We start from the raw sequence: 13,271 nt of genomic DNA on the forward strand, positions 1-13,271 counted from the left end.
GAGGAGTCAGCCCCCATGGCTGGCCACATCCAAGACCGCTGGTACAAGACCGAACCCGGCCCCACCGGCAAGCCCGTCAGGGTCAAGACCGACCGCCACGGCTCGGGGCTCCGCTACCGGGCCCGCTACATCAGCCCGGACGGAACCGAGAAGTCGAAGTCCTTCCCGGACGGACAGAAGCGCCGCGCAGAGGCGTGGCTGTCGCAGATCGAGGCGGACATGACGCGCGGCCAGTACTTCGACCCGCGCGCGGGTCGCCTCACGGTTCGGCAGCATGCTGATCGTTGGTTGGCGTCCTTGACTCAGGACCCCGGTACGTTCGTCGGCACCAAGCAGCGCATCCGCCTGCACGTTGTGCCGTATCTGGGAAGCCGGTCGCTGGACTCGCTCAGGCCCATCCACATCCGGGAATGGCTGAGGAAGCTCGAAGACGCGGGAGTGGCCCTGTCCTATCAGCGGGTCATCTTCGCCAACCTCAACGCGATGCTGGGGGCGGCCGTGGACGACCGCCTGATCCCTGAGAACCCGTGCCGCTCGTCCTCGGTCAAGACTCCCAAGCCCGAACCGCGCCGGATCACGCCGTGGTCCCGGCAGCGCGTATTGGCGGTGCGCTCAGAGCTGCCCGCCCGGTACCGGGCCGTAGTGGACTTGGCCGGCGGGTGTGGCATGAGGCAAGGCGAAGTGCTCGGTCTCTCCGTGGACGACGTGGACGTACCCGAAGGCGTGGTTCACATCGTCCGGCAGGTCAAGCTCATCAACGGACGGCAGGTGTTCGCGCTCCCCAAGGGAGGCAAGACACGCACGGTCCCGTTGCCCGAGGTCGTCGCTCGTGCTCTTGAGGCGCACCTCGCGGAGTTCGCGCCCGAGCCCGTGACATTGCCGTGGCGGTCAGTCGACGGCCCGCCCACCACGGCCAACCTGTACTTCCGCAACGCTGAAGGGCGCGCCGTGATCCGCACCACCTTCAACACCAAGGCGTGGCAGCCCGCCCTCGACGCTTCCGACGTACCGCGCGGCCGAGAGAACGGGATGCACGCCCTGCGGCACTTCTACGCGTCCGTCCTGCTGGACGCGGGGGAGAGCATCAAGGCCCTGTCCGAGTACCTAGGGCACCACGACCCGGGGTTCACCCTGCGGACGTACACCCACCTCATGCCGAGCAGCGAGAAGCGCACGCGGGAGGCGGTGAACCTGGCCTTCGGGGACGGCCCGAAGCCCGACCACGGCCCCACGACGGCCCAGAGCGACTAACGAAGGGGGGAAAGTGCAGGTCAGGAGGGTGGCCCCGTCAGTAGCGCTGGTTGAGATAGCCCAGCAGTTCGTCGTGGAGCGGCCCGTTGGAAGCCGCCGCGTTCCCGCCGCCCGGACCGTCCTCCCCGTCCAGCGAGGTGTACCGGCCGCCCGCCTCCTGGACGACGATCGCGGGCGCCGCCATGTCCCACAGCGACAGCTCCGGCTCCGCGCAGATGTCCACGGAACCCTCGGCGACCATCATGTACGGCCAGAAGTCCCCGTACCCCCGCGTCCGCCAGCAGGCCCGGGTGAGGTCCAGGAGACCGTCGAGGCGGCCCTGCTCCTCCCAGCCGGACAGCGAGGAGAAGGCGAACGAGGCGTCCGCGATCCGCCCCACCTTCGACACGTGCATCCGGGTCGCGGAGGTGAGGCTGCGGCCGGTGAAGGCGCCCGCGCCCTTCGCCGCCCACCAGCGCCGGTTCAGTGCGGGCGCGGAGACCACGCCCACCACCGGCTGGAAGCCCTCGTCGCCGGCCTCCATCAGCGAGATCAGCGTCGCCCACACCGGCACACCGCGTACGTAGTTCTTGGTGCCGTCGATCGGGTCGATCACCCAGCGCCGCGGACCGGTGCCCTCGACCCCGTACTCCTCGCCCAGGATCGCGTCCCTCGGGCGGGCCCGATGCAGATGGCCCCGGATCAGCTCCTCGGCGGCCTTGTCGGCCTCGCTCACCGGCGTCATGTCCGGCTTGGTCTCCACCTTCAGGTCGAGAGCCTTGAACCGGTCCATCGTCGCGGCGTCGGCGGCGTCCGCGAGTACGTGGGCGAGGCGCAGATCATCGTGGTAGTCGGGCATGCCGCCACATTATCCAGCGCCGCCGGACGCGGGCTACAGCGCCCCTGCCGCCGCCCGGGACCTTGACAGTCCCCCAGAGCGCGTCAACTCTGAAGGGCAGGATCCCGGGGCGGGGAGGCGACGATGCCGACAGCGCGGCAGGCCTTGCTGGACGCCGCCCTCCGGGCGCTGGCCGACGGGCCCTGGCGCGCCGTGCGCATGGTCGACGTCGCCGCCCTCGCCGGCGTCTCGCGGCAGACCCTCTACAACGAGTTCGGTACCAAGGGCGGACTGGCCGGGGCCCTGCTCGGGCGGGCCGCCGACGGTTATCTCGCCGGGGTGGACCGGGCTCTGACCGCCCCCGCGCCCGATCGTCCGGCCGCCGTCGCGCTCTGGACGATCCGGGCCGCCCGCCAGGACGCCCTGGTCAAGGCGCTGCTCACGGGGCACTGGGCGGAGGGGCTGCCCCGCCCGGACCGGCTGCCCGGCTCCCGGGGGCGTACGGGCGGGAAGCCGGTGCCCGCCCCCGATGAGCTGCTCGCGCTGGTACGGGAGCGGATGACGGCCGCGTCACAAGGGGCCGCCGCCGGGCGCTGCGAGATCGCGTTACGCCTCGCGCTGTCCTGTGTGATCGTCCCGGTGCCGGGCGACGACGCCACGGACAGCCGGGCGCTCCGCCTCGTCCGGGAGGCGTCGCGGGAGGCGTCGCGGGCGGTGGCACGGGAGGCGGTTCACGAGGGGGCGGGGCTCAGTGGGCCGAGCCGGACAGCTGGAGGCCGATCACGCCGATGATCACCAGGGAGATCGACACCAGCTTCAGCGTGGAGACCACGTCGCCGAGGAAGATCATGCCGTAGATCGCCGTCCCGGCCGCGCCGATCCCGGTCCACACCGCGTACGCCGGACCGACGTCGAGCTTCTTCAGCGCCAGGGTCAGCAGACCGAAGCTGCCGAGCGCGAACGCGGCGAACGCGATCGTGGGCCAGAGCCGGGTGAATCCGTGGGAGAGCTTCAGACACACGGCGAAGCCGGTCTCCAGCAGTCCTGCGACCACGACCAGCAGCCACGGCATCGTCAGTTGCCTCCCGCGTAGGTGACCGGCTTCGGTTCGGGAACGTACCCGGTGGACGGCGTGAAGTCGGGAACGTTCGCGGTGGGCGGCGCGAAGCACCGCTCACTCGGTGCGATTATGCCTTTACCGGTCGTTGAAGTTCGCAAACATGCCCATGCCGTCCCGACCGATTGCGGCCGGATGCGCCCGTCAGTCGCCCTCGCGCCTCTCCCGGGTCTCCAGGAGCCGGCGCAGGGAGTCCAGGCGCGCCGGGTCGGCGTGCCCCTCGGCCACCCAGGCGTCGAGCGCGCACTCGGGCTGGTTCCCGTCGTGGGTGCAGCCGCGCGGGCAGTTCTCGGTGCCCGGCTCCAGGTCCGGGAAGGCGTGGATGACGCGTGACGGGTCGACGTGGTGCAGCCCGAAGGACCGTACGCCCGGGGTGTCGACCACCCAGCCCCGGTCGCCGGGCAGCGGCAGCGCGAGGGCCGAGGTGGTGGTGTGCCGGCCCCGGCCGGTGACCGCGTTGACGATGCCGGTGGTCCGCCGCCGGTCCTTCGGCACCAGGGCGTTGACCAGCGTCGTCTTGCCGACCCCGGAGTGCCCGACGAAGGCGGTGACGCGGTCGTTCAGGAACTCCCGGACCCGGTCGGCCGCGTCCCCGTTCTCCAGCTCTTCGCGGCTGGTCACGATGTACGGGACGCCGAGCGGGGTGTACGCCTCCAGCAGCGTGTCCGCGGAGGCCAGGTCGGACTTGGTCAGCACCAGGAGCGGGGTGAGCCCGCCGTCGTACGCCGCGACCAGACAGCGGTCGATCATGCGCGGGCGGGGCTCCGGGTCGGCCAGCGCGGTGACGATCGCCAGTTGGTCGGCGTTGGCGACGACGACGCGCTCGTAGGGATCGTCGTCGTCGGCCGTGCGGCGCAGCACCGTACGGCGCGGGGCGATCCGCACGATCCGGGCCAGGGTGTCCTTCTCGCCGGACAGGTCCCCGACGATGGAGACGATGTCGCCCACCACGGCGGCCTTGCGGCCCAGCTCGCGGGCCTTCATCGCCACCACGGTCCGGCCCTCGACGAGGCAGGTGAGCCGGCCCCGGTCGACGGTGAGGACCATGCCGTCCTCGGCGTCCTCGTGCTTGGGCCGGATGTGCGTACGCGGCCGGTTGCCCTTGCGGTTGGGGCGGACGCGGATGTCGTCCTCGTCGGGGTTCTTCCCGTAGCGGCGCATGTTCTAGGCCCCGAGCATTCCGGTCCACATGTCCGGGAAGTCCGGCAGGGTCTTGGCGGTCGTGCCTACGTTCTCGATCTCCACACCCTTCACCGCCAGGCCGATGATCGCCCCGGCGGTGGCCATGCGGTGGTCGTCGTACGTGTGGAAGACGCCGCCGTGCAGCGGACGCGGGCGGATGTGCAGCCCGTCGGCGGTCTCGGTGACATCGCCGCCCAGTTCGTTGATCTCCTTGGTCAGCGCGGCCAGCCGGTCCGTCTCGTGCAGCCGCAGATGGGCCACCCCGCTCAGCGTCGAGGGGGAGTCGGCGAGGGCGGCGACCGCCGCGATGCCCGGGGTCAGCTCGCCGACCTCGCCGAGGTCCACGTCGATGCCGTGGATCCGGCCCGTACCGGTGAAGGTCAGTCCGCGTTCGGTCAGCTCGCAGGAGCCGCCCATCGCGGTGAAGATCTCGCGCAGCGCGTCGCCCGGCTGGGTGGTGCGCTCGGGCCAGTCCGGGATCGTGACCCGGCCACCGGTCACCAGGGCCGCCGCAAGGAACGGCTGGGCGTTGGAGAGGTCCGGCTCGATCGTCAGGTCCCGGCCGAGCAGGGCGGAGGCGGAGACCCGCCAGACGTTCGGCTCGCCGCCCGTCTCCGGCTCGTCCACCTGCGCGCCGACGGCCCGCAGCATGTCGACGGTCATCCGGATGTGCGGCATCGACGGGAGCACGGCCCCGGTGTGCCGGACCTCCACGCCCTGGTTGAAGCGCGGCCCCGACAGCAGCAGCGCCGAGACGAACTGCGAGGACGACGAGGCGTCGATCGACACCGGGCCGCCCTCCAGCGCCCCGCCGCCGTACACGGTCAGCGGCAGCGCGCCGCGCCCGTCGTCGTCGATCCGCGCGCCGAGTGCCCGCAGGCCCTCGATCACGCCGGTCAGGGGGCGCTCGTAGGAGCGGGGGTCGCCGTCGAAGCGGATCGGGCCGTCGGCGAGCGTGGCGACGGGAGGCAGGAAGCGCATGACCGTGCCCGCGTTGCCGACGTCGACCGTGGCCGGGCCGTGCAGCCCCGCCGGGATGACCCGCCAGGCCTCGCCCGAGCTGTCCGGGGAGGCCGCGGCGGACGGGCTGCTCGCGGACGAGGAGGAGACGGTCTCCTCGATGCCGACGCCCATGGCGCGCAGCGCGTCGGCCATCAGCAGGGTGTCGCGGGAGCGCAGCGGGCGGCGCAGCCAGCCCGGCTCGGCGGCCAGCGAGGCCAGCACGAGCGCGCGGTTGGTGACCGATTTCGATCCGGGCACGGTGACGGTGGCGTCGACGGCTCCGCTCGCATGGGGGGCGGGCCAGAGGGCGGGCTGCACGGAACTCTCGGTCATGGCCAACACTTTAGTAGCTTTACGCCGACCCGGATCCTGGCCAAAGGGGCGGAAACCGGTCCGTAACGAAAGAGTGGTAGGGGCCGCAGCGGCCCCCCGGGGCTCACCAGCCCAGCAGCCACCTTCCGCCGCCGATCAGCGAGCACAGCGACACCGCGTGGAAGAGGAACAGCCACAGCACCGCCGGAGCGTGGGTCAGCCGGGCCAGCTGGTCCGCGTCGGAGTCCGGGGCACCTCCGTGCCGCCGCTTGGACTGGAGCTCGAACGGTGGGCGCACCCCGCCCAGCAGCAGGAACCACACCACCACGTACGCGAACGCCGACTGCACGTCGGAGGAGGCCAGCCAGGACACCAGGAGGAACGTGGTGCCCGTCAGGATGACCGTGAGCGCCCCGTACACATTGCGGATCATCACCAGCATCACCGCGAGCAGGGCCGTCGCCACCCACAGCAGGAGCGTGATCCTGCCGTTCGTCAGCAGCCAGGCGCCGCCCAGGCCCAGCAGGGACGGGGCCGTGTAGCCCGCCGCCGCGGTGAGGATCATGCCGATCCCCGTCGGCTTGCCGCGGCTCACGGTCAGCCCGCTGGTGTCCGAGTGCAGCCGGATACCGGAGAGCTGCCGCCCGGTGAGCAACGCCACCAGGCCGTGGCCGCCCTCGTGCGCGATCGTGATCGTGTTGCGCGCGAGCCGCCATATCGGGTTCGGTACGACCGCGATGAGCGCGAGCGTGGCCGTCACCACCACCAGCCACTGCTCGGGGGCGGACTGGGTGCCGGTCACGCGATCCCACAGATCGCCCAATTCGGTGCTGTTCATCGGCCGGGCGACTCCTTGCGGTGGGTGCGGGCGGTCGTGGCAGTCTGGCACTTATGTGCGGACGGTATGCAGCGAGTCGGAAGCCCGAGGACCTGACCGGACTCTTCGGCGTCGAGAAGTGGGAGCCCACCGAGACCCTGGAGCCGGACTGGAACGTGGCGCCGACCAAAGAGGTCTACGCGGTTCTGGAGCGTCCTGTTAAAGACGCGGACGACCAGCGTCCGGTTCGCCAGCTGCGCGCCCTGAAATGGGGACTCGTGCCGTCCTGGTCGAAGACCCCCGAGGGCGCGGCCCGGATGATCAACGCCCGCGCGGAGACCGTGCACGAGAAGCCCTCCTTCCGCCGCGCCTTCGCCCAGCGCCGCTGCATCCTGCCCGCCGACGGCTACTACGAGTGGGTCACCGGCTCCGAGGAACGGCAGCTGGAGGAGAAGAAGGGCAAGAAGCGGGCCCGCAAGCAGCCGTATTTCGTCACCCCCGCCGACGGGTCGGTCTTCGCGATGGCCGGACTGTACGAGTTCTGGCGCGACGCGACCCTGCCCGGCGACCACGAGAACGCCTGGTGGGTGACGTGCTCGGTGATCACCACCGAGGCCGAGACCACACCCCTGGGCGTCGCCCCCGCCGAAGGGCCCGGCGCGCTCGCCGACATCCACCCCCGGATGCCGCTGATGCTCACCCCGGACCGCTGGGACGCCTGGCTGGACCCCTCGCTCACCGGCGAGGACGAGCTGCGGGCCCTGCTGGAGCCGCCGCCCGGCGGGCTGATGCGCGCCTACCCGGTCGCCACCGCCGTCAGCAACGTCCGCAACAACGGGCCCGAACTGCTGGAGGAGCTGGCCGCGCCGGAGGAGTCCACGCTGTTCTGAGGCGTGCGCGGGGGAGTCCACGCTGTTCTGAGGCGTGCGCGGGGGAGGATGGCGCGGTGAGCCGTCAACCACGTACGCAGAACGTCACCACCGACGCCGGTGAGGCCCGGATCACCTGGGTCGCCGCCGCCGAGCCCCGCCTCGTGCTCGCCGTGAGCCACGGGGCGGGCGGCGGGATCGAGGCCCGCGACCTGAAGGCGCTGGCCGCCGCCCTGCCCGGACACGGTGTCACCGTCGCCCTGGTGGAGCAGCCCTGGCGGGTGGCCGGCAAGAAGATGGCCCCCGCCCCGAAGACCCTGGACACCGGCTGGCGCGGACTCTGGCCCGCCCTCGCCGCCCCCGGGCTGCCCGTCGTCGCCGGGGGCCGCAGTGCCGGGGCCCGGGTCGCCTGCCGTACCGCGACCGAACTGGGCGCGGTCGCCGTCCTCGCGCTCAGCTTCCCGCTGCACCCGCCGGGCAGGCCCGAGAAGTCCCGCGCCGGTGAACTGCTCGGCGCCGGTGTGCCCACGCTGGTCGTGCAGGGCGGCAACGACCCGTTCGGCCGACCCGAGGAGTTCCCGGAGGGCGACCACCAGCTGGTCGAAGTGCCCCACGGCGACCACGGCTTCGCCGTACCGAAGAAATCCGGGCTGAGCGAGGATCAGACGATGGGCATCCTCACCGCGGCGGTCACCGGGTGGCTCACGTCACTCGGGTGACACAGGCCCCGGGAATGCTCCGCACAGGGGCGCTGTTGTTCGGGACGTCGGTACAACAACGTCGTACGTGGAGAGGGAGTCCGTCGCATGGGTTCGACCATCTGCCCGAGCCGCTCTAGCGCCGCTGACCTGGAGTGGACCGTGCTGCCCGCGGCGAAGACCACCTCCGAGCGGACCCCGGGCGCGGGTGATCGACAGGCCGCCCGCAAGCAAGGTCGACTATTCTCCGAGGCGAGCGGGTCCGGTTTCGGCTCCGCCACATCGTTGGAGGAGGTGGGTCCGGTCACTGGGACCGACACAGGGACCGACGACGGCCGCGCACCCGAGACGACCGCCGAGCGCAACGCGCGCTTCGAGCGGGACGCCCTCGGCTTTCTCGACCAGATGTACTCGGCCGCGCTGCGCATGACGCGCAACCCCGCCGATGCCGAGGACCTGGTCCAGGAGACCTACGCCAAGGCGTACGGCTCCTTCCACCAGTTCCGTGAGGGCACCAACCTCAAGGCGTGGATGTACCGCATCCTCACCAACACCTTCATCAACTCGTACCGCAAGAAGCAGCGGGAGCCCCAGCGCAGCGCCGCCGAGGAGATCGAGGACTGGCAGCTGGCCCGGGCCGAGTCGCACATGTCGACCGGTCTGCGCTCGGCGGAGTCCCAGGCGCTCGACCATCTCCCGGACTCCGACGTGAAGTCGGCGCTCCAGGCGATCCCCGAGGAGTTCCGCATCGCCGTGTATCTCGCCGATGTCGAGGGCTTTGCCTACAAGGAGATCGCGGACATCATGGGGACTCCCATCGGTACGGTGATGTCCCGGCTGCACCGCGGCCGCCGCCAGCTGCGCGGCATGCTGGAGGACTACGCCCGTGAGCGCGGGCTCGTCGCGGCCGGTGCCGGTGACTCGGACGATCGGAAGGGCTCGGCCTCATGAGCTGCGGAGAGCCGCACGAGACGGATTGCTCGGAGGTCCTCGACCATCTCTACGAGTTCCTCGACCGGGAGATGCCCGAGGGCGACTGCACCAAGTTCGAGACGCACTTCGAGGAGTGCTCTCCGTGCCTGGAGAAGTACGGCCTCGAACAGGCCGTGAAGAAGCTGGTCAAGCGCTGCTGCGGACAGGACGACGTCCCGACCGACCTGCGCTCCAAGGTGATGGGCCGGATCGACCTGATCCGGGCCGGCGAGGCCGTGCCCGATCACGACGTGTCCGTGCAGGACACGGACCGGTCGGCGACCGCCGCCGAATAGTCACCCGAATGTGCTAATCGGATCCGTAGCGGCTCGGTGAGCCGCACAACTCGCTAGCGTGGCGCGTCCATCGACCATGCTGGGGGGCGAGTGCGGGCGTGAGGGGCACACCGGCGGCGGCACGTGCCTGCATCCTGGCCGCCGTTCTCGGCGCGATCGGGTGCACGCTTCCCGCGTACGCCCCCGGAGCCCCGGTTCCGTGGGGCACGGCGGCCCTGCTGGCCGCCCTCGGGCTCGGCTGCGAGCTGGTCGGCCGCCGCCCACTGCCCGGAGGCACGGGACCGGTCGCCACCGGGTCGTTCCTCCCGGTCCTCCTCGCCGCCGCCTTCCTGCTGCCGCCCGCGGCCGCCGCGCTGGTGGCGGTGCCCGGCTCGCTGGCCGGGCGGGTGGAGCAGCCGCCGTACGCGGCCCGCCGGAGCTGGCGGACCGCTCAGCTCGCCCTCACCTGCGCCGCCGCCTCCTGGGCGTACGCCGCCCTCGGCGGCCCCGCGACCCTCGGCGGCGGGGGAGCGGACCCGGACCTTCCCCGCGCCCTGCTGCCCGCCTGCGCCGCCGCGGCCGCCTTCAGCCTGGTGCTGACCGCGCTGGACGGCGTCATCCTCGCGGCGGCGGAACGCCGGCCCGTGCACCGCAGCGTCTGCGAACTGCTGCCGCGCGCCCTCGGGCCGCATCTGGTGCACGCGCTCGCCGGACTGATGACGGCCTTCCTGTGGCGGAGCCCGTACGGCCCGCCCTCCGCGCTCCTCGTGCTGCTGCCGATGTACCTCTCCTGCCGGGTCTTCGCGCAGTACCACCGCGAACAGGCCGCCCACCGCGCCACCATCCGCGCCCTGGTCCACGCCGTCGACATCAAGGACACCTACACCCGCGGCCACAGCGAACGGGTCGGCCGGGCCTCCGTTCTGATCGCCCGTGAACTCGGCCTGGACGAACGCCGGGTGGAGGGCCTCCGGTTCGCCGGGATCCTGCACGACATCGGCAAGCTCGGCGTCCCCACCCGCGTCCTGCGCAAGGACGGGCCGCTCACCCCCGAGGAGCGGCGGATCATGGAGCTGCACCCGGAGTACGGGCACGAGATCGTCCGGGGCATCGGCTTCCTGGACGAGGCGCGCGACGCGATCCTGCACCACCACGAACGCCTCGACGGCAGCGGCTATCCGTACGGGCTCAGCGGCGAGCGCATCCCCGAGTTCGCCCGGGTCGTCGCGGTCGCCGACGCCTTCGACGCGATGACCTCCACCCGCTCCTACCGCCGCGCCCGCCCGGTCTCCGCCGCGCTCGCCGAGCTGAGGCGGTGCGCGGGCAGCCAGTTCGACCCCCGGATGGTGGGGGCGCTGGACCGGGCCCTGGGCCGGCACGGCTGGAGCGCCGCCGACACCGCCGTCACCGCCGACAAACCTTTCGCGCCGTACGGGCCGGCCGAGCCGCACGGCGTGGTGGGCGGGCCCCGCCGCGAGCCGGGAGCGGTGCCCGCGGCCCGGTCGTCCCAGGGCGGCAGGCCGTCCCCGGGCACCAAGCCCTCCCCGGGCCGCCGCCGATGAGGGCCCCGTACGGGAGCGGCCCGCCCGGCCCGGCCGTTCTCGCGGTGCGCGGGGCCGCGCTGCTCCTCGCCCTGGTCGGGATCGCCCACACCCTCGTGCACGGGCTCGTCGAGCCGGGCCACGCCCTGGCCTTCGGGGTCCTGGTCGCCGCCGGGGAGCTGGTCCGCCGGGGCGTCGGCCCCGGGGAGCGGGAGCCCGCGCCGCTCGCCGCCGCCGGGGCCCTCGCGTACGCCCTGCTCGGGGACAGCGGTGGGCGGCCTACCACGCACGGGGCGCTCCAGGTGGTCGCCGTGGTGGTCGTCGCGCAGGCGCTCGCCGCCGTACCGCGGGTGGCGCGCGGCCGTGGTGCGGACGCCGACCGGGCCGCCCGCCGGACCCTGACCGCGGGCTTCGCGGCGGTCTGCTTCCAGCCGTTGTACGCCTCCGGGCAGGCCGAGCGCTGGTTCGGCGACGGGCCGTACTTCGTGCTGCTCCCGCTCGCGGTGCTGGCGGCGACCGCCCTGTGCGACGCCCTGGCGGCCGCCCTCCTGGCGCGTTCGCGGGCCCGCGTCGAGGGGACCTGCGCCCCGCCCCCGTACGGATCTCTCCTGGTCGACGAGGTGCGCGCGCTCGCCGGGGCCGGGACCGCGATCGGCGTGACCGGGGCAGTGATGGCGCTGGGGGTCGCGGTCGCCGGGCTCTGGGCGCTGCCCGTGCTGTGCGGGCCGCTGCTGCTCACCCAGGTCTCCGCCGGCCGGTACGCGGCCGTCCGCACGACCCGTCGGCAGACGATCGCCTCGCTCGCCCGCGCCACCGAGATCGCCGGGTACACCCGGCCCGGCCATGCCCGCCGGGTCGCCGCGCTCGCCACCGCCGTGGGGCGGGAGCTGGGTCTTACCGGGCCGCAGCTGACCGTCCTGGAGCACGCCGCCCTGATGCACGACATAGGCCAGCTCTCCCTCCTCGACCCGGTCGCCGGCGGGGCGACCGCCCGGCTGCCCGCCGACCAGCAGCGCCGGATCGCCCTGCTCGGCGCGGCGGTGGTCCGCCGGACCGGGGCCGGTCCGGCGGTAGCGGCGGTGGTGGAGCAGCAGGCCGATCCGTACCGGGAACAACTGCCCGCCGCCAGGATCGTCAGGACGGTCAACGCATACGACGACCTGTGCGGGGAATGTGTGGGCGGGCCGCTCGGCGCGCTGGAACAGCTCAGGCTCGGCACCGGGCACGACCACCAGCCACAGGTGGTGGAGGCGCTGGGACGCGTCCTCGCGCGAGGCGGTCTGACCCCGGCCGGAGCTGGGTAACCCATGGGTAATGAGCGGGCGTCCGGCCGGGCATGGTTGGATGCGAAAGCAGAGCGGATGACGAGGGTGTCCAGTCGGGACAGGCGGGAATCGTGAGGATCTTCGGGAAGGTACGGCATCGGCCGTCCGCCTCTTGGCGGCAGGCCACGGACCGCGCGTTCACGCTGATCGGCGACGGCCGGTACGAGGACGCGGGGGCGCTGCTGACGCGCGCGGCGGATCTGGAGCCCTGGCTCTCGGAGTCCTGGTTCAATCTGGCGCTGCTGCACAAGTTCCGGCACGACTGGGAGCAGGCGCGCGCGGCGGGCCTGCGGGCGGTCGCGCTGCTGGACCGCGAGTCCGGCGCCCCGGACTGGTGGAACGTGGGGATCGCGGCCACCGCGCTCCAGGACTGGCCGCTGGCGAGGCGGGCCTGGCAGGCGTACGGCCTGAAGGTCCCCGGCGGCGGCCAGCACAGCGCGGCCACCACCGAGCCGACCGGCATGGAGCTGGGCAGCGCCGCCGTGCGGCTCTCGCCGGAGGGCGAGGCCGAGGTGGTCTGGGGCCGCCGGCTCGACCCGGCCCGGATCGAGGTGCTCTCGATCCCGCTGCCGTCCTCCGGGCGGCGCTGGGGCGAGGTCGTCCTGCACGACGGGGTGCCCAACGGCGAGCGGGTCACCGCGGCCGGGCCCGCGTATCCGGTGTTCGACGAGATCGAGCTGTGGGCGCCGTCCCCGGTGCCGACCTGGGTGGTGCTGCTGGAGGCGGCCACCGAGGAGGACCGGGACGCGCTGGAGAAGCTGGCATCGGACGCCGGGTTCGCCGCCGAGGACTGGTCCTCCTCCGTGCGGCTGCTGTGCCGGGCGTGCTCGGAGAGCCGGATGGAGAGCGACGAGGGCGACGGGGAGCACCTGGACCCGCACGACCACAGTGAGCCGGGCCACCCGGGGCCGCTCGGCCACCGCACCGCAGGCGCCGGCGACCTGTGGGTGCCGGAGCGTGAGTGCGGTCTCGCCGCCCCCGCCGGGCTGGTGCGCGGGCTGCTGGACGGCTGGGTCGCCGACAGCCCGGACAGCCGCGAGTGGCGGGATCTCGAAGAAGTCTGCTGACCGCTGCCCGTAGGCTGTACGCGCAC

General features: G+C 72.9%; 14 protein-coding genes. 9 read left to right on the forward strand and 5 right to left on the reverse strand.

Annotation, left to right across the window (positions count from 1 at the left end; all coding sequences use genetic code 11):
* Positions 1–15: 15 nt before the first annotated feature.
* Positions 16–1,251, forward strand: coding sequence for a tyrosine-type recombinase/integrase (locus JS521_RS14085; RefSeq protein ID WP_205083303.1), 1,236 nt, complete (start codon positions 16–18; stop codon positions 1,249–1,251).
* 37 nt (positions 1,252–1,288) lie between these two features.
* Here JS521_RS14085 and hisN read toward each other — a convergent pair whose 3' ends face one another.
* Positions 1,289–2,089 (reverse strand): histidinol-phosphatase, encoded by an 801-nt coding sequence (gene hisN, locus JS521_RS14090; RefSeq protein WP_205083304.1) that lies wholly within the window; start codon positions 2,087–2,089, stop codon positions 1,289–1,291.
* A 123-nt stretch (positions 2,090–2,212) separates the two neighbouring features.
* On the opposite strand from hisN, the gene JS521_RS14095 reads away from it, so the two are divergent.
* The gene (locus JS521_RS14095; protein ID WP_205083306.1) at positions 2,213–2,860 is read left to right on the forward strand and encodes a TetR/AcrR family transcriptional regulator; all 648 of its coding nucleotides are present in this window, start codon (positions 2,213–2,215) and stop codon (positions 2,858–2,860) included.
* Here the strand turns inward: JS521_RS14095 and JS521_RS14100 are convergent.
* The 4 genes from JS521_RS14100 to JS521_RS14115 all read right to left on the reverse strand — a co-directional run bounded on the left by JS521_RS14100 (position 2,817) and on the right by JS521_RS14115 (position 6,519).
* Positions 2,817–3,140, reverse strand: a complete 324-nt coding sequence (locus tag JS521_RS14100) for a DMT family transporter (protein ID WP_010061553.1) — start codon at positions 3,138–3,140, stop codon at positions 2,817–2,819. The genes JS521_RS14095 and JS521_RS14100 overlap by 44 nt on opposite strands.
* A 189-nt stretch (positions 3,141–3,329) precedes the next feature.
* Positions 3,330–4,346, reverse strand: a complete 1,017-nt coding sequence (gene rsgA, locus JS521_RS14105) for a ribosome small subunit-dependent GTPase A (protein WP_205083308.1) — start codon at positions 4,344–4,346, stop codon at positions 3,330–3,332.
* 3 nt (positions 4,347–4,349) lie between these two features.
* Entirely contained in the window at positions 4,350–5,702 is a 1,353-nt protein-coding gene (gene aroA / locus JS521_RS14110; RefSeq protein ID WP_205083310.1) for a 3-phosphoshikimate 1-carboxyvinyltransferase, read from the reverse strand.
* 103 nt (positions 5,703–5,805) lie between these two features.
* A complete protein-coding gene (locus JS521_RS14115; RefSeq protein ID WP_010061549.1) occupies positions 5,806–6,519 on the reverse strand; it encodes a M50 family metallopeptidase in 714 nt (237 codons plus the stop codon).
* Between the two features lie 53 nt (positions 6,520–6,572).
* On the opposite strand from JS521_RS14115, the gene JS521_RS14120 reads away from it, so the two are divergent.
* The 7 genes from JS521_RS14120 (at position 6,573) to JS521_RS14150 (ending at position 13,245) form a co-directional block, all read left to right on the forward strand.
* Positions 6,573–7,388, forward strand: coding sequence for an SOS response-associated peptidase (locus JS521_RS14120; protein ID WP_205083312.1), 816 nt, complete (start codon positions 6,573–6,575; stop codon positions 7,386–7,388).
* A gap of 56 nt (positions 7,389–7,444) precedes the next feature.
* Complete coding sequence (locus JS521_RS14125) at positions 7,445–8,086, forward strand: alpha/beta hydrolase family protein (protein ID WP_205083314.1); 642 nt, start codon at positions 7,445–7,447, stop codon at positions 8,084–8,086.
* Positions 8,087–8,359: 273 nt separating this feature from the next.
* A complete protein-coding gene (locus JS521_RS14130) occupies positions 8,360–9,016 on the forward strand; it encodes a sigma-70 family RNA polymerase sigma factor (RefSeq protein ID WP_030113626.1) in 657 nt (218 codons plus the stop codon).
* The gene (gene rsrA, locus JS521_RS14135) at positions 9,013–9,333 is read left to right on the forward strand and encodes a mycothiol system anti-sigma-R factor (RefSeq protein WP_205083316.1); all 321 of its coding nucleotides are present in this window, start codon (positions 9,013–9,015) and stop codon (positions 9,331–9,333) included. Before JS521_RS14130 ends, rsrA begins: the two co-directional genes overlap by 4 nt.
* A 98-nt stretch (positions 9,334–9,431) precedes the next feature.
* Positions 9,432–10,874 carry an HD-GYP domain-containing protein gene (locus tag JS521_RS14140; protein ID WP_205083317.1) on the forward strand — a complete coding sequence of 481 codons (1,443 nt, stop codon included), beginning with the start codon at positions 9,432–9,434 and terminating at the stop codon, positions 10,872–10,874.
* The gene (locus JS521_RS14145; protein ID WP_205083319.1) at positions 10,871–12,157 is read left to right on the forward strand and encodes an HD-GYP domain-containing protein; all 1,287 of its coding nucleotides are present in this window, start codon (positions 10,871–10,873) and stop codon (positions 12,155–12,157) included. The genes JS521_RS14140 and JS521_RS14145 overlap by 4 nt, the downstream gene beginning before the upstream one ends.
* A gap of 92 nt (positions 12,158–12,249) precedes the next feature.
* Entirely contained in the window at positions 12,250–13,245 is a 996-nt protein-coding gene (locus JS521_RS14150) for a tetratricopeptide repeat protein (RefSeq protein ID WP_006127468.1), read from the forward strand.
* The last annotated feature ends 26 nt before the right edge of the window (positions 13,246–13,271 follow it).

Source organism: Streptomyces durocortorensis (assembly GCF_016901035.1).
Classification (GTDB): Bacteria; Actinomycetota; Actinomycetes; order Streptomycetales; family Streptomycetaceae; genus Streptomyces; species Streptomyces durocortorensis.